Source organism: Sphingobacterium humi (assembly GCF_009768885.1).
GTDB classification, from domain to species: domain Bacteria; phylum Bacteroidota; class Bacteroidia; order Sphingobacteriales; family Sphingobacteriaceae; genus Sphingobacterium; species Sphingobacterium humi.
The window spans coordinates 1-22,554 of the sequence record NZ_WSQA01000007.1; the positions used below are offsets into that span (position 1 = coordinate 1).

At 38.3% G+C, this 22,554-nt stretch carries 20 protein-coding genes; 12 read left to right on the forward strand and 8 right to left on the reverse strand.

Features of this window, described 5'->3' with window-relative positions:
• Positions 1 to 768 precede the first annotated feature (768 nt).
• The 3 genes from mobA (at position 769) to mobC (ending at position 4,651) form a co-directional block, all read left to right on the forward strand.
• A complete protein-coding gene (gene mobA / locus GQF63_RS10560) occupies positions 769 to 1,206 on the forward strand; it encodes a conjugal transfer protein MobA (RefSeq protein WP_160369363.1) in 438 nt (145 codons plus the stop codon).
• A 1-nt stretch (position 1,207) separates the two neighbouring features.
• Complete coding sequence (gene mobB, locus GQF63_RS10565; RefSeq protein ID WP_160369199.1) at positions 1,208 to 2,506, forward strand: conjugal transfer protein MobB; 1,299 nt, start codon at positions 1,208 to 1,210, stop codon at positions 2,504 to 2,506.
• Between the two features lie 150 nt (positions 2,507 to 2,656).
• Entirely contained in the window at positions 2,657 to 4,651 is a 1,995-nt protein-coding gene (gene mobC, locus GQF63_RS10570) for a conjugal transfer protein MobC (protein WP_160369200.1), read from the forward strand.
• Positions 4,652 to 4,717: 66 nt separating this feature from the next.
• On the opposite strand, the gene GQF63_RS10575 is transcribed toward mobC, so the two are convergent.
• The 3 genes from GQF63_RS10575 to GQF63_RS10585 form a co-directional block, all read right to left on the reverse strand.
• Entirely contained in the window at positions 4,718 to 7,963 is a 3,246-nt protein-coding gene (locus GQF63_RS10575; protein ID WP_246163475.1) for a DEAD/DEAH box helicase, read from the reverse strand.
• 222 nt (positions 7,964 to 8,185) lie between these two features.
• Positions 8,186 to 8,521, reverse strand: coding sequence for a hypothetical protein (locus tag GQF63_RS10580; protein ID WP_160369202.1), 336 nt, complete (start codon positions 8,519 to 8,521; stop codon positions 8,186 to 8,188).
• Between the two features lie 6 nt (positions 8,522 to 8,527).
• The gene (locus GQF63_RS10585) at positions 8,528 to 9,280 is read right to left on the reverse strand and encodes an SDR family oxidoreductase (protein ID WP_160369203.1); all 753 of its coding nucleotides are present in this window, start codon (positions 9,278 to 9,280) and stop codon (positions 8,528 to 8,530) included.
• A gap of 152 nt (positions 9,281 to 9,432) precedes the next feature.
• Between GQF63_RS10585 and GQF63_RS10590 the strand changes: the two genes are divergently transcribed.
• From GQF63_RS10590 to GQF63_RS10610, 5 genes are all read left to right on the forward strand, one after another.
• Positions 9,433 to 9,819 carry a winged helix-turn-helix transcriptional regulator gene (locus tag GQF63_RS10590; RefSeq protein WP_098195177.1) on the forward strand — a complete coding sequence of 129 codons (387 nt, stop codon included), beginning with the start codon at positions 9,433 to 9,435 and terminating at the stop codon, positions 9,817 to 9,819.
• The gene (locus tag GQF63_RS10595) at positions 9,816 to 10,664 is read left to right on the forward strand and encodes an AraC family transcriptional regulator (RefSeq protein WP_160369204.1); all 849 of its coding nucleotides are present in this window, start codon (positions 9,816 to 9,818) and stop codon (positions 10,662 to 10,664) included. The genes GQF63_RS10590 and GQF63_RS10595 overlap by 4 nt, the downstream gene beginning before the upstream one ends.
• Before the next feature lie 77 nt (positions 10,665 to 10,741).
• A complete protein-coding gene (locus tag GQF63_RS10600; protein WP_212592539.1) occupies positions 10,742 to 11,533 on the forward strand; it encodes an inositol monophosphatase family protein in 792 nt (263 codons plus the stop codon).
• A gap of 11 nt (positions 11,534 to 11,544) precedes the next feature.
• The gene (locus tag GQF63_RS10605; protein ID WP_212592540.1) at positions 11,545 to 11,772 is read left to right on the forward strand and encodes a methyltransferase type 11; all 228 of its coding nucleotides are present in this window, start codon (positions 11,545 to 11,547) and stop codon (positions 11,770 to 11,772) included.
• Positions 11,773 to 12,011: 239 nt separating this feature from the next.
• Positions 12,012 to 12,839 (forward strand): RteC domain-containing protein, encoded by an 828-nt coding sequence (locus GQF63_RS10610; protein WP_160369206.1) that lies wholly within the window; start codon positions 12,012 to 12,014, stop codon positions 12,837 to 12,839.
• 160 nt (positions 12,840 to 12,999) lie between these two features.
• Here the strand turns inward: GQF63_RS10610 and GQF63_RS10615 are convergent, their stop codons facing one another.
• The 4 genes from GQF63_RS10615 to GQF63_RS10630 all read right to left on the reverse strand — a co-directional run bounded on the left by GQF63_RS10615 (position 13,000) and on the right by GQF63_RS10630 (position 18,137).
• Entirely contained in the window at positions 13,000 to 15,084 is a 2,085-nt protein-coding gene (locus GQF63_RS10615; protein ID WP_160369207.1) for a type IA DNA topoisomerase, read from the reverse strand.
• 103 nt (positions 15,085 to 15,187) lie between these two features.
• On the reverse strand, positions 15,188 to 16,630 hold the full coding sequence (locus tag GQF63_RS10620; RefSeq protein ID WP_160369208.1) for a DUF3945 domain-containing protein: 1,443 nt from the start codon (positions 16,628 to 16,630) through the stop codon (positions 15,188 to 15,190).
• Positions 16,631 to 16,717: 87 nt separating this feature from the next.
• Positions 16,718 to 17,026 carry a helix-turn-helix domain-containing protein gene (locus GQF63_RS10625; RefSeq protein ID WP_013632691.1) on the reverse strand — a complete coding sequence of 103 codons (309 nt, stop codon included), beginning with the start codon at positions 17,024 to 17,026 and terminating at the stop codon, positions 16,718 to 16,720.
• A gap of 262 nt (positions 17,027 to 17,288) precedes the next feature.
• Complete coding sequence (locus tag GQF63_RS10630) at positions 17,289 to 18,137, reverse strand: RteC domain-containing protein (protein ID WP_160369209.1); 849 nt, start codon at positions 18,135 to 18,137, stop codon at positions 17,289 to 17,291.
• A 271-nt stretch (positions 18,138 to 18,408) separates the two neighbouring features.
• Between GQF63_RS10630 and gapS4a the strand changes: the two genes are divergently transcribed.
• The 4 genes from gapS4a (at position 18,409) to GQF63_RS10650 (ending at position 21,354) form a co-directional block, all read left to right on the forward strand.
• Positions 18,409 to 19,344: a GapS4a family protein gene (gene gapS4a, locus GQF63_RS10635; protein WP_160369210.1), complete on the forward strand. Its 936-nt coding sequence runs from the start codon at positions 18,409 to 18,411 to the stop codon at positions 19,342 to 19,344.
• Positions 19,345 to 19,348: 4 nt separating this feature from the next.
• Positions 19,349 to 20,455, forward strand: coding sequence for a GapS4b family protein (gene gapS4b, locus GQF63_RS10640; RefSeq protein ID WP_160369211.1), 1,107 nt, complete (start codon positions 19,349 to 19,351; stop codon positions 20,453 to 20,455).
• A gap of 309 nt (positions 20,456 to 20,764) precedes the next feature.
• Positions 20,765 to 20,989, forward strand: a complete 225-nt coding sequence (locus tag GQF63_RS10645; protein WP_160369212.1) for a hypothetical protein — start codon at positions 20,765 to 20,767, stop codon at positions 20,987 to 20,989.
• Positions 20,989 to 21,354: a type II toxin-antitoxin system VapC family toxin gene (locus GQF63_RS10650; protein WP_160369213.1), complete on the forward strand. Its 366-nt coding sequence runs from the start codon at positions 20,989 to 20,991 to the stop codon at positions 21,352 to 21,354. The genes GQF63_RS10645 and GQF63_RS10650 overlap by 1 nt, the downstream gene beginning before the upstream one ends.
• A gap of 70 nt (positions 21,355 to 21,424) precedes the next feature.
• Here the strand turns inward: GQF63_RS10650 and GQF63_RS10655 are convergent, their stop codons facing one another.
• Positions 21,425 to 22,153 carry an HNH endonuclease gene (locus GQF63_RS10655; RefSeq protein WP_160369214.1) on the reverse strand — a complete coding sequence of 243 codons (729 nt, stop codon included), beginning with the start codon at positions 22,151 to 22,153 and terminating at the stop codon, positions 21,425 to 21,427.
• Positions 22,154 to 22,554 lie beyond the last annotated feature (401 nt).

Sequence of the window (22,554 nt, forward strand, 5' to 3'; positions counted from 1 at the left end):
CATAACCGTTGTAAACGTGCTCTTCCCAACGCCCCCTTTTTGGCTTGAAAAAGCAATGAATTTTGTCCTGTTTGTTGCTTCCATTTCTATTCTATTTTTAAGTTTCTATTTCCGTGGACTGCCTGCCATCCGGCGTGAAACAGGGCTGTCATCCCTGCACACCGTCCGGCAGTCTTGATACAATCCCGTCTGTCGGGCTTGCCGTCATTCGTTCAGTCAGCCGTGCCGTCGTTCCGGCTTTCACACAGACAAGACCGATGGCTTGCCTGTCGTCCTGCCTGTTGGAATGGCTACCGGATAGTTTTCATGCCGTCCGGCATTCCTGCGCTCCGTCTTTCACAACTGCCATCGGGAGCGGATGCCTGCAAACAGGCTTGCGTGACTGATAGCGCAAAGAAGCAGGTTATTCCGCTCCATTGATTTAAAGCGGTAATCCACGGCATTTTTTGGCAATGTTTGGTCGTGGCGGATAGGTCAATGCTTTGAAAAAGCTACCCTTACTTTGTAAGGGCTTAAATGCAAAGGGTGAATGGAAAAATCATTGGAGAATGGAAGTTATGGGCGGAACGGCGCAAAGCCGTTTTTTTCCGCTTTACTCAATCCGCATCCGCCGATAGGCGGACGGATTTTCTGTTCACCCGAACAGAGCAAGTTATGTTTTGAGGCACTCGAAACCCGTTTCGTGCCTCAAAACCACTTGCCCTTGCAGGGAGCTTTAAAACACCCTCCGAAGTCGGGGTTTTGTTGGATATTAAAATGGATTTTATAATGAATGGAAAAGAGAAAAAGGAACAGAACAAAGGTGGGCGCAAGCCTAAAGCAAACCCAAGCATCCACCGTTATGTATTTCGTCTTACGGACGAAGAAAATGCCAAATTCCTTACATTGTTTGAGCAATCGGGAATGAAAGTAATGGCACATTTTATTACAGCCTGCATCTTTCAGAAGCCAGTCAAGACCGTAAAAATTGACATGGATGCAGTCGATTTTCATACGAGGCTGACCAATTTTTATAGCCAGTTCAGAGCGGTTGGCGTGAATTACAACCAAATCGTGAAGATACTTTACCGCAATTTCTCGGAAAAAAAGGCATCGGCCTACCTCTTTAAACTGGAAAAGCAGACGGCAGAAATGGCGGACTTGTGCCGGAAAGTGATTGAGCTAACACAGGAATTTGAAAAAGAACACTTGCAAAAACACAGATAAGATGATAGCAAAGATTGGCAAGGGTGAGAATTTGTACGGTGCTATTTCCTATAACCAAAAGAAGATTGACAGTGAAAACGGGCAGGTTTTGTTATTGAACAGAATACCCGAAACGTTGGATAATACCTATTCGACAAGCTACCTGCACCAGTGTTTTGAGCCGTATCTGTCCGCAAATATCAAAACTGAAAAGCCAGTGCGCCACATATCGCTGAACCCTGATCCTGCGGATAGGGTCAGCGATGGGCAGTTCGTAAAAATGGCGCAGGAGTATATGGAGCGTATGGGGTATGGCAACCAACCTTATATCGTTTTTAAGCATACCGATATTGAACGCACCCATATCCACATCGTAACGGTCTGTGTGGGTTTGGACGGCAAGAAGCTACCGGACAGTTACGACCATCCACGTTCGATGGCAATCTGTCGGGATTTGGAACAAACGTACAATCTTATACCTGCAACGGAAAAACAGCGCACCGGAAATGAGCAGGTATTCCGTCCGGTGGATTACAGAGCCGGAGACGTTAAGAGCCAAATCGCATCGGTGGTACGACACCTGCCGAAGTATTACGGGTACGCAAGCCTCGGCACATACAATGCCTTGCTTTCGCTTTTCAATATCACCGCCGAGGAAGTCAAAGGAGAATTGCAAGGACAGCCCAAAAATGGGCTTGTCTATTTTGCATTGAACGAACAGGGAAAAAAAGCGAGCAATCCTTTTAAGGCATCCCTTTTCGGCAAGCAGGCAGGACTGGACGGACTGCAAAACCAATTCGCACAGGCTAAGGAGAAAATGAAAGCAGACCCCGTAAGAGCCGTACTCAAAAGCACCATTGAAGTGGCGATGCACACCGCTACAAACGAAACCGATTTTAAAAAGCAGTTATTGGAACAGGGTATCAATACCGTGGTACGGCGCAACGATGAGGGGCGTATATATGGTATGACTTTTATAGACCACGAAAGCCGTACCGTTTGGAACGGTTCAGCTTTGGGCAAAAACCTATCGGCTAATGTCTTTAATGATTGGTGGAACGGGCAGGCGGTCGGGCAACGCCAAGAAACTGAAAAAGCAACCGCACAAAATCAGTCATCGACCACAGGCAACACCGTAGAGAAAGAGGAAGCCCATGCACTTTTTAACTTCCTAAATAAAGAACAGCAGACCGATGATTTGTTGATAGACGGATTGGGTGGGCTACTACCGGAGGCACAGGGCGAAGACTACGAGGAACAGGAATTTGCCAACCGTATGAAGAAAAAGAAGAAACACCGAAAACGGGGAAGACAACAATAGCTTTTTTGACCATCAAAGACCAGGATTAACATCTTGGTCTTTGTGGTTTTTAAAGTTACTGTCAAACTAAGCCACCAAAAGCCATCCGACCCCCCTTTGTATAAGTGCTTTTAAATAGCCTCTAAATTCCCTACACTAATTTTTTTTGTTATGCAAGGAGAAGACGATTTGAGAGGATTAGCCAAAATCATGGCTTTTATGCGTGCCGTAAGTATTCTTTTGGTACTGATGCACTTTTATTGGTTCTGTTACGGGTTCTTTGCCGAACGTGGATGGACACTGGAAATTATCGGTAAGATACTGACCAATTTCAACCATACCGCAGGACTTTTTTCGCACACGCTTTACACCAAGATTTTTGCCTTGCTGATGTTGGCGTTAAGCTGTCTCGGCACTAAGGGCGTAAAGAATGAAAAGATAACATGGGCTAAGATTTACACCGCCTTAGTTATCGGCTTTGTGCTGTTCTTTCTGAACACGCCATTGTTAAAGCTGTCGGCAGGGGTTGCCACATCGCTTTACATCCTTACAACGAGTTTGGGTTATATAGCCTTGCTCATGGCAGGGGTATGGATGAGCCGACTACTTCGCAACAATCTGATGGACGATGTTTTCAATAATGAAAACGAGAGTTTCCAACAGGAAACCCGTCTGATAGAAAATGAATACTCGGTCAATCTTCCCACAAGGTTTTTTTACAAAGGCAAGTGGAACAATGGATGGGTTAATATCGTCAACCCTTTTCGAGCTTCGATTGTACTTGGTACTCCCGGCTCCGGAAAATCCTACGCCATCGTAAACAACTACATCAAGCAACATATCGAAAAAGGGTTTGCGATGTATATCTACGATTTCAAGTTTGACGACCTTTCCACGATTGCCTACAACCATTTGCTGAAACACTCCGATAAGTATAAGGTAAAGCCCAAGTTTTATGTTATCAACTTTGACGACCCACGCCGTAGCCACCGATGCAATCCGCTAAGCCCTGCCTTTATGACGGATATATCCGATGCCTACGAAGCCTCTTATACCATCATGCTTAACCTTAACAGGTCGTGGATTTTGAAGCAAGGGGATTTTTTCGTGGAAAGCCCAATTATATTGCTTGCCTCAATCATTTGGTTTCTGAAAATCTATGAAGATGGAAAGTACTGCACGTTTCCCCATGCTATTGAATTGCTGAATAAAAAATACGCAGACGTATTTACGATACTGACCTCATACCCCGAACTTGAAAACTATCTTTCGGCTTTCATGGATGCGTGGCAGGGCGGAGCGCAAGACCAATTGCAGGGGCAGATAGCATCGGCAAAAATTCCATTGTCACGGATGATTTCGCCACAGCTTTATTGGGTGATGACGGGGGATGATTTTTCACTGGACATCAACAACCCCCAAGAGCCGAAAGTCTTGTGTGTGGGCAATAATCCCGACCGCCAAAATATCTATTCGTCCGCTTTGGGATTGTACAATTCGAGGATTGTAAAACTCATCAATAAGAAAGAACGGTTAAAAAGTTCCGTTATCATAGACGAGTTGCCTACCATATATTTTCGGGGATTGGATAACCTTATCGCCACGGCACGTAGCAATAAGGTTGCGGTATGTTTAGGCTTTCAAGACTATTCGCAATTGATAAGGGATTACGGCGATAAGGAAAGCAAGGTCATCCAAAATACCGTGGGTAATATTTTTTCCGGTCAGGTAGTGGGCGAAACAGCTAAGAATCTAAGTGAACGCTTTGGAAAAGTGTTGCAGAAAAGGCAAAGCATGACTATCAACCGTAATGACAAATCTACTTCTATATCCACCCAATTGGACAGCCTTATTCCGGCTTCCAAAATATCTACGTTGACACAGGGAATGTTCGTGGGGTCTGTTTCAGATAATTTTGATGAACGTATCGAGCAGAAAATATTTCATGCTGAAATCGTGGTGGATAACGAAAAGGTTTCTGCCGAAACCAAAGCCTATAAGAAGATACCGCAGATATTATCCTTTGCCGATGAAAACGGCAACGACAATATGAAACAGGTCATTGAAGCCAATTACCGGCAGGTCAAAGCGGACGTTGTTCATATTGTGGAAAGCGAAATGGAGCGGATTAAGAACGACCCCGATTTACAGCATTTGATACAGTAGGGGTAAATTACAGTTTGATAAATCGGACATTATATAATTATGTCCGGTTTATTATTTGTCTTTAACCTATAAAATATCTAACAAATCATTTTTAGAAAGACTATTAAAAAAGGAATTGTCCGTTGTGATTAAATCTTGTGCCAGTTTACTTTTTTTCTTTTGCATATTCATAATCTTTTCTTCGACTGTATTCTTGCATATTAGGCGTACTGCCACTACATTTTTGGTTTGGCCAATTCTATAACTTCTATCGATAGCTTGGTTTTCTGATGCTGGATTCCACCATGGGTCAACGAGATAGACATAATCTGCCTCGGTTAAGTTGAGACCCACGCCTCCTGCTTTCAGACTGATAAGGAAAACACGTACATTTTCATTAGTTTGGAAGTTTTGAACCTTAGCCCCTCTGTCCTTTGTCTGACCTGTTAAATATTCAAAAGGAATATTTCGTGCGATAAGTTCAGCTTTAATTAGGTCAAGCATCCCGACAAATTGAGAGAATACCAGTATTTTATGTTCCTTGGATTTATTTTCAATCTGTTCTGTCAATACTTCAATTTTTACCGCATTATCTCCCGAATGTCCCTCCTTTAGTAATACAGGCGAATTACATATCTGTCTCAATTTAGTAAGACCCGTCAGAACGTGCATACTGTTCTTATGGATCTCTTCATCGTTCGTTGCTGATATAAATTCACGTAATTCACGCTCATAGGTATCATATACCTTGCGTTGTTCAGTATTCATATCGCAGTAAATAACCATTTCTGTTTTTTCGGGAAGTTCTTTGGCTACTTGCTTTTTTGTTCTTCGGAGTATAAAAGGTTTAATTTTCCGTTGGAGTTCCAAAGCCCTCTTGCTGTATTCGAATTTGTCAATCGGCACGGCATAAATATCTTTAAAATGTTGCTTGCTTCCTAATAACCCAGGGCAGGCAAATGAAAGTTGTCCGTATAAATCAAAGGTGTTATTTTCTATCGGAGTACCCGTCAGTACAATTTTATTTCGGGACTGTAATAATCTTGCCGATTTGTAGCGCTCCGAATTGGGATTTTTGATAGCTTGCGATTCGTCTAAAAAAACATAATTAAATCTCATGGTTTTCAGAAAGCGAATGTCAGAAAGCAACATTCCATAACTTGTCAATATGACCTCATATTCGTGCATATTTTCTATACTTTTTTCCCTTTCAGCTCCATAATGGAGCAACACGCTTATAGATGGAGCAAACTTTGCTATTTCTTCCTGCCAGTTAAACAATAGAGAGGTTGGAACAACAACAAGATTAGATGTATGACCGTATTTTTGTCGTTGCGAAAGGATAAATGCAATGATTTGAAGCGTTTTTCCAAGTCCCATGTCATCCGCAAGACACCCGCCAAAATTGAAACCGTCAAGAAAGTTAAGCCAATTAAGTCCCTCTCTTTGATAATCTCTTAATACTGCTTTTAAATCGGGAGATACGGCAATGTCTGGCATTTTACTAACTTTAATAAATTTCTCATTATAGCTATCAATCTCATGCCGTACCTCTGCACTCAAGACTTCTTTTTCAAACAAATCTGATATTTCGGAAAAATTGATTTTAGGAATGGCGAGTATATCTTCATCAATTTCACCAACCTGAAAATATCGTGAGATTTTTTCTATCCACTCATCGGGTAAAATACCCTGTGTTCCATCATCCAATCTGACAAACTTACTTTTATTGCGGATAGCACGATGTACCTGCTTCAATGTTGCCTTTTTTCGTCCGAACCGAACTTTTAATTTAGCATTGAACCAGTCAATACCACTGTTTACTTCGATACTTATTTTTGCTCTGTGCGGATTGAGTTTGTTATCTTTTATTTCATTAAACCCAAGAATGGTTATACCATCACTACGCCATATTTCAAAGGCATTTAGAAACCATTTGTCATCTAAGAACTTGTCTTTATGCAGATAGAAATATTCGTGTTCTTCAATCTGTTCTTTAAAATCGTCGTGTTGTTCCAATACCATTGAGGTAAGCCGTATTTCGGCTTCGTTATCACGTTCAATTTTAAATTGGTTTCCATTTTGGTCTGTATCAAAAACCTGCTTTCGGGAATAAACGGGAATTTCAATGTCTCCATACTTCATTATCGGCGTAATAGATATAAAATTTCCTTCCTGATGCAGATAAATAATGCGTTCTGTCTTGTATTCTTTCTCCGCCAATTGTGCAGGAGTTGCTGGACGTATATAACTGTAATTTATATGAACAAGCTGTTCTAATGGTGCAAGTATGGATTGTAGAAATTCATTATATTTTGTGCCATGTATCAATAGAACTTCATTTTTTTCCTTAAAGAATTTAATGATCCGTAACATGTCGGGATTGTCTATCAAGTGGAATGCTTGATGATGATAAACAAAATATTCATTTCTGATAACAACATTCTTAAACGAAAGCCTAATATCATTAAAAACCAGTTCTCCAGTTATTTCAAAGAAAGGTTCCTTTTTAAAAACGGTAAGCTGTACCTCCGCTTTCAAAATTTCTAAACCAACAGGAAGCAACGATTTAGCAGAAATTGTTTCTGAAACATTTCTATCATGGTAATACACCTCCAACTCTAACGGATTTTTTACAATCAGCTTTAATGCTTCGAGGTCTGTGTCTATGCTATCTTCGTTGTATTTATTCTGAAAGCTAACAATAGCTGTATAGAATTTGATTTCTAATGGATTCTCAGCTTTCCAGATAAGTTGCATTGGTTCAATATTGTTGACTGGATTTTTTATTTTACCTGATTGCGTAATATCTGCCTCCATCAACAGAAAGCTTAGCTGATTGTAGTAACGATGTCTACCAATGACCAATATTTGCCTTTTATCCGTGTCTTTTACGGCAAGTTTTTTAACAACCGATTTCCGCTGGGGAACGAGACTGTTTTTTAGTACCTGCTCATCAAATTGAAGTAGCTCTTTTACTTTTGGTTCAATATGTAACCTACTATCCGAATAACTCAAATGAAAGTAAGCATCTAAATTCGGTTCGCTTTCCAATCCATACCCCTTAGCAGATTGTAATAGAACTTTATGCCTAAAGGGATTATCAAAGAAAATACGAAAATTTCTTTGTTCAATCACACAATGTATAACTTCTGCCTGATGCTCACATAATTTTGGTGTATTATTGCCACAAGAACACGATGATATAAGTGAGTTTCCCAATTGGCTCACGGCGACTTTTGGAAACCCAACTACAGAAGCTGTTTTGGTAAACACTCCAGCATTGAGTTCGAGAGAGATTGGAAAGATACTTCCAAAATCTTTCTTGTCCATAAAATTTGCGTTTTGGGTATGCTTTAACAGATCGTACACCGAAAGTATACTGATATTTGTATCGGATAATATATACTCTTTTGGTAACGCCATAAGTAACTTACAAATATTGATATAGAATAATTGAACAAAGTTCCTAAAAAAAATAGAGAGAGAAGTAAAGAAATAGGGGGATTAATAGGACAAATCACGGAATACTTCTTTACCATAGCCCTGTAAGGGCTATGGTAAAGAAGCTACACTGACCAGATATTCGGTGATAAGAAATTGAGATTTCTCTGCGAATTGCTGAAATTCTTCTATAAAAGCTTTTATTTTGCCATCCTTTTCTACTGTTTGGTACATAGATTCGAGGCTGACAATATCTATAATTTCGATATAATCATAAGGAGATTCTAAGGTTTCATTTCCCAAGACACCAATAGTGCGTAACACTTTAAAACTTTTGTGAGAAGATAGCGTAATGTTATATTTCGCCACTTTTTCTTCAAACGCTTCAAACGCTGAACGATCTATATCTTTTTTAAGTTTGACAAAAACCAAAATAACTTTTTCCATAATTAATTAGACTTTAAAAAATGCTCCACCATCAATAATAATTTCAGTACCAGTTTGAGATTCCGAACCAGAAGACGCAAGGTATAATACTGCATTTGCAATTTCTTCCGGTTTTATAAGCCTTCCCATCGGTATCTGTGCAATCAAATTATTTTTCATTTCTTGAAATTTTTCACCTTCCAATCCTAATTTCTGTAATAATGTGGAGTCTGTTGTCCCAGGACTAACTACGTTTACACGAATACCACGATTTACCCATTCATTGCTAAGTGATATAGCGAGACTTCTAAGTGAAGCTTTTGATGCAGAATAAATACTGGAGCCCCAATGAGCTTTGTGCATTCCTGCAGATGCAGTTAAAACGACTGAAGCATTCTCCGAAAATAGTTTTGAAAGGTTTTGTAATGTAAAAAATGCACCCTTAAAATTGATATTCATTACTTCATTAAAAAAACTTTCTGAAATTGTCTCCAATGGTGCGAATCTGGCAACTCCGGCATTGAGAAAAGCAATGTCAAGTTTAGAGAAAGTATCTTTTACAAATATTCCCAATTGCTCAATATCCTTCATTTTTGCTGTGTCGTAAATGAAGAAATGTTTGTTTTTATCATCATAGTCAGCGAGTTCCTTTCGGGCTTTCGCAGTTTCCTGCCCCGCAATGATAACATTTGCTCCGTTTTGTAAAAAAAGCTTTGCTGTTGCTAACCCTATACCGCTTGTTCCTCCGGTAATTAGGGCTGTTTTGTTTTCTAAATGCATAATCATTAAGTTCTAATTTCATTCCAAAACTATAATAGATTGATATTTTCATCACTATGGGTTCCTTGTATGAAACCGGTTTCCGATAGGATACCTTTTCTATTTTTAATATTTTTACAGTGACATTTCGATTTATATATTAAATTAATGCAATGGAAAAAGATACTACGATCGCTGAGGAAGTTTTATGCAAATCAAGGATATTAGCTATAAAAGATACTTCTGATATTTTATGTGGCAAATGGAAGATATTTATTCTTGGAACATTGTTGGTGACAGGGAAAATGAGATTTATGGAACTTTTACATACTATTGATGGTATTGGAAAAAAAATGTTATCAAAAGAATTACATGACTTAGAGCTAAATGGACTAATACATAGGACTGAAATAAAAACAAAACCTATTACAGTAGAATATCAGCTTTCCAAGCAGGGTAAGACTTTAAGTAAACTGATTGAAGAAATGATAACATGGGGAAGCCAATATAGAAAGGACTTATTAAACCTACACGAAAAGAAAATGAATACTGAAATATGAAGCAGGCAATTCATACCATCGAGAGAAACACAAATGCTTATGCAGGCATTGAAATTTCCAAATTGGACACATCAAAGGAAGAAGCATTTTCTGTTCATAGAGAAGATTATTTTTCGCTTATATATTTGCTAAAGGGTTCGGGAACAGTTGTTATTGAATCGGAAAAAATTGCGATAACTTCTCCCTCAATAATAATCGTAAGCCCCTTGCAGACACATTATGTGGAGGAAATAAGTTATTGTAAAGGTTATAACATTGATATTGAAAATTTTCTTATACCAAATGTTATCATATGTAAGTTGCAATCATTAAATCCTACCCAGCAAGTTATTACATTAGATTATAAACAAATAGATAAGCTCTTTCGTATAGCTGATTTGCTTTTTGAGCAATTTGAAAACAAGGGAAAAGCTTACACTAAAGAGATTATTGTCCATTTGAGTACAGCTTTGCTATTCCAGTCCATTGCTAATCTACCTGTACAACATATTGGAAAGAATGATAATGTTAAAACACAGGGGAAAATCATATCCGATTCTTTTAAAGTACTTTTAAGCAAAACACTTAAAGTCCAGTCTCCTGCGTTCTATGCCAAGAAACTTCATATATCTGTATCACATCTCAATGACATGGTTAAAAGCTATACAGGGAAGACGTCTTCATTTTGGATTCATTATTTTATTATAATTGAAGCAAAACGTTTATTATATCACACAAATTTGACTATCAAGGAAATATCTTTTGAGCTTGGATTCAACGAAGCATCTTATTTTACTCGCTTATTTAAAAACACCACTGGAGTTTCACCCATGAATTTTCGCAATCAATTCTGCGATATGTCCTAATCTTCCCTTCCTTTGTATTCTGTTTATCTAAGCCTTTAAATTGAAATTTGCAGTATCAATTTAAAATATTAGAAGAAATGGATCAATTACAGATGCAAGCAACAGAAATAATAAAAAATGTTGCACGGGAATTACAAGAGAAGTATGTCCCTAAAGAGCAAGGTGTTTCAAAGGAACGGATGGTCGAATTGTTTGAAATAGCCAATTCATTCGCCGAGCATGCAATTAGGACTGCCTTAAATAAAATTGTTCCCGATATTGCATGGGCTGATGCGGAATTTAACATTGTGGCCCAACAAAAAGGAATGGATAAGGATTATTGGGTATGTGATGCATTGGACGGTGCTGTACATTTCCTACAGGGATGCTTCCCATGGGTAATTTCTTTAGTATTAATGAGAAATAATCAGCCTGAATTTTCCATACTCTACTATCCCGAAAAAGACGAGCTGTTTACCGCTAAAAGAGGGGGTGGAGCGTTCCTCAATGGAATTAAGATTGAAGTAAATAGCCGTAAGACTTTGGATTCAGCGTTTGTAAGCACTTTTCATAGATATGGAGATGACGGAGAAAAAGAACTATTGGAAAAAACACTTTTAAGTATGAAAAGAGTAATACCCAAAACTTTTGCATTAAGAATTTTAGGGCCTGCCTCATTGCAAATGGCATATATAGCATGTGGAAGATTGGAAGCGTTTTGGGAATTTGGAAATGATATATATGATTGGTTGGCAGGAAGCCTGCTCGTAGAGGAAGCGGGTGGCGTAGTGACAGATACCGTAGGTAATGCTTTTGGTATTAAATCTAATTTAGGTATTCTATCAACGAACAACACAATTATTCGTGATGAACTTATTCGTATTTTTTAACATCCGGAGTAATGCAGATTAAAACAGTTGAAATATTTAAAACTAACGTTCGAAATGAAAACGACACTAATAAAGCGATAGCTTTTCTTTTATCCTTATATCAAAACTATAAAATCAACTTTGATCTTGAAGATGATGAAAAAATTTTGAGAGTCGAAGCCAATCAACCTGAAATAGAAACGAATAAAATTATCCATTGTATGGTTGGCTTGGGCTACAGTTGTGAGAGAATAGAATAATTCATAAACATACTTATATGGATAAAATTATGCATATGGATTTCTTAACCCAATATGCGCTTTAGTTCCAAAACTATGGTAATCATGAAAGAGAATGTCGGGAAGTACTTTTTTATTAGAAAGGTATTTTTCCGATTCTTCTCTTTTTAAAAGACACTTGAAAATTGACGTTATCTGCAAGAAACCGGATAATACAATTTTATTATCAGTAATACGGAACTCCCAATTAACAATAAAGTATGAATAATTTTTACAATGAAACACTATCTAAACTCGAAACGGGTATCAACGATTTGGAAATTGAAGCCGATTGCTCCACCCAACGAATTGAAGCCGTTATACACCTTATTCTTGAATGCCTGTCCGAACTGAAAGGGTATGTGCTGAAAAGAGGGTTTAAGAATACTGATGAAGAAATCCGTTTTTTCAAGTATCAGAAACCTGCCATTGTAGCGAAACTCATTTACTACAATGCCATTTACAAAATCGAGACAAAGAAACCCTATGGTGCAAAACCCATAAGGAAATACCTCAACAAAGAACTGAAAAAACTAAAAAGGTTCTTTGATAACAACCTCGATTTTTATAAGTACTACCGTAGCAATAACTCGTTTCTTGACGAGAAAATGTTTTTACGGGGCAACCATGATATAAAGCTATGGTTGGACACTTATTATTTCCAGTCTGACCAGTCCTTTTCCACTTCACATGATTACAAGGTCGCCAAGATAATAGCCAATGATTTGATACAGGTCTATATCGAAGACCAGTTGTATAACAAATTCCAAAAAGATAAATCGAAAAATCAAAAGAGGCTGAAATGGACAGGTAGCAAAGTGGCATTAATAGAACTGATTTATGCCCTGCACTATCAAGGCGTGTTTGACAATGGGAACAATGATATAAGGGAAGTCGCCCAATACTTTGAAAGTGCCTTTGATATTGACTTGGGCAATTTTTATCAGACCTATTTGGAGTTGAGAAACCGGAAGATGAACCGTACAAAATTCCTTGATGCGCTTCGGGAGGAACTTATACGGAGAATGGACGAGCAGGACGAAAAGTAGGGTTTGGGCGTGCCACCGTCTGCATTTTAACCCCCATGCCCAGGCTAACGAAAAAATGCAGACGGGTCGGGCTATCCGCTGTATCTTTTGCGGATCTGCGAGGACCGCAAAAGGATGTCGCTTCTATCCCTCACGCTGTATGCCGTCCAAAAAAAAACATTTATTTCCTTTTTGGTTTCCTGTTGTCAAACTCAAAGGAGGTTTCGGCTTTATCGTTCATGACGATATAGGCATTGAATTTATTGCCCGAATTGCTTTTCATGCCTTTGATAAGGCTGGTCTTTCCTTTGGTCACAAGGCTTTCTATGTCGGCAACGCTCAACGGCACTCCGCACACGGTACGGAATTGAAGCCAGTTGCAAGCCTCATCGGGGCATTTTACAACTTTGTTCCAAATCAATAGCTGACGGCTCTTGCATTTGGGGCAGGTCAGTTCCGGTTGTTTTTCATTGGCAATGCCAGTGTCCAAAAGTTCCCGTGTAATGGAAGTGGCATAGGTTTCCATTTCACACTGAAAAGCACCTGCATCCGCCTCGTTGTTTTCGATTTTCTGCAATGCCATTTCCCATTCGGCGGTCATGGCTACATCGGCAATCTTTTTGTCCTTTACTGCCCCGTAAACCTGCAATCCCTTATGGGTAGGGATTAGGGATTTCTTTTCACGCCGAATGTAATCCCTTTTAAAAAGCGTTTCTATAATAGAAGCTCTTGTGGCAGGTGTACCGATGCCGATGTCTTTTAGGGCTTTCCGCTCGTCCTCGTTGTCAATCTCTTTTCCGGCATTTTCCATTGCGGACAACAGACCTGCCTCGGTGTAAAGCACAGGCGGTTTGGTTTTCTTTTCCAGTACGGATGCCTCTTTGATTTTCAGCTCACCACCGACCTTTAATTCCGGCAGTTCCTGCACAGGCTCGCTGTCCTCGTCTGTAAATTTTTCTTTGATGCCACGCCATCCGGCTTCGAGGATTTTACACCCTTTCAATGTGAAGTCATAGTGCAGAGCCTGCAATCCAATGTCGGTTATTTCTTTGGTACAGGCAGGCGAAAGAGCTTCCAGTAGGCGGTGCGCAATCATATCATAGATAACATTTTCGTGTGCCGTTAATTCTGACGGGATTTTTTCGGTAATCAGCAGACCGTGGTGGTCTGTTACCTTTACATCATTCACGATGCGTTTGTTGAAACGACCCCATTTCACTTTTCCGACTGCTTTTTTGCAGGAAGCACGGGCTTCCAAATTCCTTACCAGTGCAGGAATTTCCGACCACATATCTTCGAGGATGTATTTGCTTCCTGTACGGGGATAGGTGATAAACTTCTTTTCATACAGGCTTTGGGCAATGTTCAATGTTTCCTCGGCAGTATAGAAAGCCCTTTTGTTCGCTTCTTTCTGCAATCCCGTAAGGTCGAACAGCAAAGGCGGTTGCTCCGTAACTGTTTTGGTTTCCACTGCCGTAACGGTCGCTGTTCCGATACGCAGAATGGATTTCAGTGTATCGTCAGCGAGTTTCCTGTCATCCCATTTGGTCTTGGAAAGGCTCTTAAAGTCTGTAAATTCTTTGCGGTGTTCCAACTGGATTTGAAAGTATTTCTTGACGGCAAAGTCTTTGTTTTCCAAATACCGCTTGCAGATAAGGGCAAGCGTTGGCGTTTGTACTCTACCAAGCGAGTAAACGCCACGCCCTGCCGAAATGCTCAACGCCTGCGAGGCATTGATGCCCACAAGCCAATCGGCTTTGCTCCGTCCTTGTCCGGCACGGTACAGCCCGTCAAATTCGCTTCCGGCTTTTAGGTTGTCAAAACCCTGTTTAATCGCCTTTTCCGTGAGTGAGCTTATCCATAGACGTTCAAAGGGCTTCCGGCACTTTAGGTATTCGTAGATATATCTAAAGATGAGTTCGCCCTCACGTCCGGCATCGGTGGCCACGATGATACTATCGCATCTACCGATGACCTGTTCGATAATCTTCAGCTGTTTTAATGCTCCGCTATCGGGAACACAACTTTTGTCCTTTTTTATCTTCCGTACCGTCAGTATAAAAGGGTCGGGCAATATGGGCAGGGCTTCCCTTTGGAAACCCGATACCCCGTAATCTTCGGGCATCGCCAGTCCTACCAAATGCCCCAATGCCCACGTAACTTCGTAGCCGTTCCCTGTGAGGTAGCCATCCCGTTTTTCGGTCGCTCCCAATAGGGTAGCTATTTCCCTCGCCACACTTGGCTTTTCTGCAATGATTGCTTTCATAATACTATCTCATTTGAATGGTTGAATGTTAGATTTCTCTTTGAGAAACCCCTCCGTTTTCTGTGAGAGGGGATTTCCAAAGAGAAATGTTTTTTTAATGGTGTTATCTCCTTACCCCTTTGGATTTAGCCGGACGGTTGTGTTCATTCTGCCGTTGCTGTTGTGTTTGATTTTTCGGCTTTTGTTGCTCCGGTTTCAGAGGCTCGTTGATGTGCTTGGTAGCCTCGTTGGTTTTCCCGTTGGAGTTTACGGCAACCTGTGTTTTGTGCGCCTCGGTAGGCTGTGCCTTATTTTTCAACGCATTGGGGTTTTTAAAGCTGAAATCATAATTTCCCGTCTCTTTGTTAAGCGTGACATATCCTTTATACGGGTTTCCTTTTCCATCCTTGAAATCCGAAACGTAAATCGTCTTGCCCTCGGTGAGTTGCTTGTATTGTTCATCGGAGAACGTTTTGCCACGGTAGTATTTCGGGTCGTTTTCCTGTGTCTGTTTGGGGGCTTTATCACCAAAGAGAAACTCCGTATATTTTTTGTCGGCGTTGAACTGCACATGGGCATTTTTGTTCGTACTGTTCTTAAAATCCAACCCCTCTAAATAAATGGCTTTCCCATCTTTCAAATCCCGTTTTTGGTCTTCGGTCAGTTTTACGCCCTTAATCTCATCGGGTACTTTTATCCTATCCTGCCGGAATGCGATAACCTCGTTCGTTAGGTGGTCGATACTGATAATGGACGGTATCTTTTCGCCTGTCTTGCGGTTGGTCAATTCCACCACACGCCCCATGTTTCCGGTTTTGAGCAGGTTTTCCCTGTCCTCTTTGGTAAACTCGTGACCAAAGAAAGGGGCTTTGAGGTTGGGTTCATGCCGTACACCGTACATCATAAGTACAGGTTTTCCGTCTTCACCGTCTTGAAACCCGAGCCTTGCATCCGAGCGCATGATAACCGCACCGAAATTGACGCTTGTGGGATATACCTTATTGGTCTTATAGCCCTTTAACAGCAAATCCAATTGCCCGTCTTTGTCAAGCCTCTCTTTGTTTATCCCAAATTGCGCTAAATAATTCCAGTCCACATCTTCCGCCTTATAGCGGTATTCGCTTTTTTCCTGTGATTGCTGCGCTTCCGGTGTCGCCTGTGGTGCTTCCACATCCTTTTTGGTTTCCTGTTGTTGCTCCTTTGGCTCTTTGACCTCATGCTTTGCCATGACAGCCTCGCCCTCTTTGGTGGGCGCATCGACCTGTTTCTGCATTTCTTTGGCGGTTTCGACCGCTTCCTTTGCAGGTACTTTGAAGAATGAAAAATGGGTCGGGTCTTTAAGCTGTCGCCAAAAGTTGGAGAAGAAATTTGTAAATAAATCTCCGGCTCTCTCAACCCGCATAAATTGGCTTTGGTTCTTCTTGGTGGCATCAACGGTTTTCAGATTGCCGTTTTCGTCAACACCCGTGACCGCTTGGATTTTCTTTTTTTCCTTGTCCATCACCAACAGCACATCCGAAAGCTGTTCGGGATATTGCTGTGGATTTTCAATTGTCTGTTCGCTCATGATATTGATTATTTAAAGATTATATTGCCCGAAAGTAGGCGAAGCAGGTACGGCATAGCCGTACCTGTCTTTTCGTGGTAGGGTTTGTCATCGGTTTTCTTTTGTACGCCGTATAGGTGCTTTGAAACTTTCCCTGATGAACTGGTGTACATCAGATAGTTTGTAGTACAGTTTTCCGCTAATGGTGTAATACGGTAGCTTGCCCGTGGAGCGGTATCGTTGCAGGGAACGGTGGCTGATTTTCAGCATGAGGAGCAGGTCTTGGTTGTCCAGTAGTTCCTCGCCGTCTATGCTGTGCCGTTCTTTCTTGATGTTTAGGACGTACTCTTTCAAAATATCGAAACGCTCCATTATACGTTCCATCCATGCGATAAATTCCATTCTGTCGATGTTCATAGCAAATACTTTTAATGATTTCTAACACCACAAAATTGGAGCGATTGGCGCAGGCTGTCTTCCGATACGTGTCTATCAAAAAGGCACTTTTTTCATTTTTTTACAATTCATGTAAAGTGCTGTTTTTAGGAGCTTTTCGCACTTTTGGTCAATCGGTCGGCATCCAAATCAATGGATTTGCCGATAGACACATATAGGCAAACGGGCAAAAAAAGACAGCACCGATTGATGCTGTCCTTTTTGATGGAAAGAGAAGACAAAATTACAAGTTGTCTTCCCTGTCCATATATTCCTCTAAGCTGTATTTGAGTTGGTCTAAAAACAACGTCCGTGAGCCTGCACGGGTTTTCATCCGGTGGAAGCTGTTATGGATGTCGTTCAGCGAGATACGGAACAGGATTTGGAATACCATGCTGATTTTGCGGATGCCTATTTTCCCGTGCGAAATGGCATCGCAGGCGTAGAGTGCATAAACCAATTCGATAAGGGCATTTTTCGACTGTGTCCAAAAAACATCTTTGGTTTCCTCATGCTGTAGCAGGACATCTGGATTTTGTTCGGGGCTTAGCTTTGTCGTTAGGTAGTTATAGATTAATTCGTTGGCGATGATTTTCGCCACCTTGTAATCAAAGTAGGTGGAAAATTTGGGGTCGATTTCAAAGACAAAGCTGTTCAGCCCGTCATAATAATTAATGTTTCCCAATGTGAAATAATTCCCGTCACGGTCTGTTCTGCCGGAACGGTAATAGCGGTAAAAATCGGAATTGCAGACATGCTCGGTGTATTCCTGTTTCAATCCCCGAAGCTGTAAAGCATAGTAATTTTGGTTAAGATTGCCATTGTCCACTGGGCAAGCCGTCTCAATCCGGTACACCTTATTGTAATAGATAAGTTTTCCGAGGATGTTCGGCTTTATCTGTTTAAAAAAATGGATTTCCTCATCCTTACTGGAAAAGCCCTCTTTTATCACATCGTCTTTGACACTGCATAATAACTCTTGGAGGTAAACCGTCATCTTATATGCCTCATCAATGAAACTGGATGTTTCGGCTGATAGCTTTCTCTCTTGCTTTTGTATTTCAGCCACAATGTTATTCAAAGGATGTCTCATAGCTAAGGTTTTTAAATTGTACACTATCACTATCTATGCACAAATATTATCCTTTACAATGGGTTTCTTACATGATACAGGTCGAAGTCGGGGAAGATAATTAAAGATTAAATGAGCATCTTATTCCTTGTTTACGCTTTGACAACATCATTTTTATGATATTTTTATCTATATTGTCAATATTTTTTGTTTCAGCCGTTTTTACTGATTTCTTTTAATCTGTAAAAACGTTATCAAACCGTATGTAACTTTTAAAACCAACAAATTAAATATGGGAGAATGGTCGAAATCCATTGGAGAAAAGGGCGAATATATAGTCAAATTTATTTTTGAAAATATCTTGAACTTCAACTCTTTAATAGAAAACCCTTCAATCGACTGTATTAAGGGCTTTAAACATAAAGACAAATATGCAGAATCAAACAAATCGTCTCACGGAATAGACGGGCTGATTAGCTATAAAAGTCCATTAGAAGACTATAGTCTTGACATCGGCATTATTTCATCTAAGTATGTAGGAGGTGAATACCCCAAATATCCGTCAACCCTGTTCAAATCCCACATAAAAGATTTAGCTCAGACTTTAGAGTGTTTTTACAACTCTAAATTAAAAAACAATATAAATCAGAATTTTACAGGTGTTAACAAAACAGAAATTTTCGGCATTTTAGTTTGGTTGTCAAATACAAGTGATTTGAATTTTGATTTAGTCTCAAAGGTTGATAACATTCAAATTGATACGGACTTAGTTTTTGATAAAATAATACTATTGGACAATAGCAGAGTCAATTTCTTATATGAGAGTATCTTTAGAACAAAAGAAATATTTGGGAACGATAATGTTGATTTTGTCTACCACAATAGTGGTCTAAACTTCACTTCCATTCAAGAAAACTCTTATGGAAAAATCTTTCCTTTAAACTATTTATACTCCGACATAATTGCACTAAGGACAGCAAAGAACAACAGAATTACATTAAGTATATTCATAAATGATGACTTCGAAGAAGAACAATTTGTACAACTTTTAAATTTTGCAAAATCATTTGACCATTTAAATGCAGTTGATAAAATAATCTTGAGCTATAAGACGTATGATTATTTGACAAATGAAAATATTGTGAAAGAAAAGCTTGTAAAATTTCCGATGTATAAGCTCGGTGAAAATTTAGAAATAAAGAAGTTCCCGTCTGATTTTAGAAATTAATGATATGAATAAAGATATTTTACCTCAAGGAGATTATATAAGACAGCTACTTGTTAAATCTAATGTCACAAACGCAAACATAAACTTTCTTATGAGAGAAAAAGGAGTGTTTCTTGGTCATAACGAGAAGAATAACTCTGTTCCATTGTTAATGAAAAGTGTTATAAGTCCGAGGGATTATTCTGTTTTATACGACACGCAAAAAACGAAAGAAGAAAGTATAAAATATAGGACTTCTTCAATCAAATGCAATTTAGACTTTGATTTTACAGATATTTTTGATACTGCAATTGACTTGCATACTCTAATTGTTGACAAACATACATACAAACCAAATTATAAAATCATTGGTAATCCAACTTTCTATTTCGAAGACGAAAACACTGCAATATTTGAATATCAGATAGAACGAGAGAACCTACTTAGTGATTGGACAAATAATAAAACCTATCACAACGGAGCGATAACACTGAAGAAAGTTTCTGAACAGGACATTCAGATTTCAGTGCAACAAAACTCAACATCAAAAGAGACTTTTGAAGTCAATAATTTGATTATGAATGTGGTGAAAGAAAAGCTCTTTCAAAAATCAATAGTCAGTTCAAATGATGATATTATTACCGTTAAATTTAATCATTTTGATAATTCTTCAAGAATTAAATTTTTCTATTCCTTTGCAAGTGACTTCAATATTTATCTCGAATTCAAATCTATAACTGACATTGATGTTTATTTAGATGAGAATGTTGAAAGCCATAACGATGTAAAGATATTTTTAGATGAAATAGACAATTTAAAACTGAATGGAAAAGGGCTACAGAACCACATATTACTTAATAAGGTCGAATACTTTCCCAAATTAATATTTGGCGCAGTAAAATTTAGATATAAACTGAATTATAGTGGTATTGAAGGCTTTGCAATAATTAATCTTGGCTTTCCTGATTATGTGAAATCTAAAGACGAAAATTCAGATTTTCAAATTTCAATCGACTTAGTTCTAAGTAAACAGGACAAAAATCAAAAAACTGACAATGCTATAAGAAAAAAACTACTGGAATTATTTGAAATTAAAAAAGTTGAAAGCTATGAAAAATTCAAAATAATATAGCTGAGGATATTACCTTTTAAATTTTCTCCCTTTAATGGTAGATATGGATTCTTTAGTTTTATTAATCTTTTCCACGAATATATCAGATTGGTACGGACTGTCTTTAAGTTGGTTTAATCGTCTTAAATCTTCCAGAAAGGAGTTCGAGTTCTGTACCAACGGGTTCACAGAGAAAAAGCCACTTGAAAAAGTGGCTTTTTTTGTTGGTGGAGGATTTGAAATTTTGGCCGGTTTTGGATTAAATTAATCTTTTCTTCTCCAATTTTTTGTGATTAATACTTATCTTTATGTGAATTCAATAATGTCGACATGGAAGTTATTTTAAAATCCGATAATGAGGAAAAAATAGCCAAAATATTGGCTTTAGCTAAAAAGCTCAATATTGATTTTGAAAAAAAGGAGTCAGGTATTGACAAGAAAGCAATCAAACAAAAAATTCTTAATTATAAGTCTGACTCTAAATTACCTTTTGGAGATGCTGCGGAGTGGGAAAGAAATATTAGAGAAGATAGAGAATTACCATTTAAAAAATAATGCTTATTGATAGTAATATCATTATCTATTCCCATGAGGAAGAATACAAATACCTTCGAAAGTTATTGATGAGAAAAGACTGTAATATTTCAGAAATTTCACGAGTAGAAGTATTAGGCTATCATTTACTCACAGAAAACCAGAAAGATTATTTTTCAGTAATCTTTAAATATTCCAGTATAATTATTCCTTCAAAGCCAATTTTTGATAAAGCAATAGAAATCCGGCAAAAACATAATTTGAAACTAGGCGATAGTATCATAGCCGCAACAGCAGTAGTAAACAATTTAACTCTTCACACTAGGAATCTGAATGATTTTAAACGTGTAAAAAAACTAAAGTGTTTTAACCCAATTGGGAAATAGCATCTTTTTTGAAAACCTTTTGTAATATTATAAGTTTCTTCGCTAGCATGTAGAAATCAGGAATTGGTAATTAAATATGTTTTATTCTATCTCTTAATTGACCAATAGTTACACTTCCAAGATTTCTATGAAGCATTCTATGACAATTTGCACAAACTAATGCTAGGTCAGACATTTTAGTTTCCATATTGTCAAAATAATCAGAGATTGGTCTTATGTGATGACATTCTATAAAACCAAAACCTAATTCACCATAAGTTTTATAAAAATCAAACTGACAAACTTCGCATGATAAGTTTCCAGTTGCTTTTAAAACCGTTTTCTTTTTGGCAGAAATAATCTTATTATTCCTTTCCCTGTATTTATGGAATTTGTATAAAACTTGTCCTTCTGAAACACCCTCAACTTCAAAATTCTCATCATCTTCAATTTGGTACAAATTCTTTCGAAGTGTTTCGTCACTAATTATTATTCTTATTTGATCCGCAATATTTTTTAAACGCACTCTATCATTATAGAATTCTTCAAAAACTTCTTTATCAAGTTTGCTATAAGCTACCATCCCTTTTCCATGATACCCTGGGTCTAATGCTAAAAAGTTGGATAGTTTTAAACCAACACCATTGGGGTTTCTAAACTTTTCTGAGTCAACTTTTTCAGGAAAAACTGGAAGTTTATTTAGCGTTTCTGAAAGTTTAATAATATTGGGATTTCTCGCCTCAATACTGCCTCTATCTGGATCAAAGTACAGATCCAAAGCAAGTATTATTTCATCTCTTTGCCATTTAGGGTTTTTCAATAGGTAGTATCACTAAAAATTGGTAAAACGTAATTCAATATATAATAAATAATTCATAAATATACCTTTTAACTTGAATTAAGTTCTATTCATACTATTCGCTTTATTAAAAATTTAAATTATAAGTAGTACGGATTTATACAACCTCCTATTCAGACTGCATCGCTTTGAGCAAAATCAAAAACTTTCAATTGGAAATCAAAGAAATATTGAAGAACAAATGAAATTAAATGGCACGAAAATATAACAACAAATTGCTTAATTAATATTTTTAAAAATTAAATACAGGGATTAGAAAATTGTAGCTTTTGAGATTTGAAAAGTAATAACGATTTCGTTTATCGGAATACTAAACAAACTACAGATAATTAAAAATTGATTTGAAGGAAACCGTTTGGACT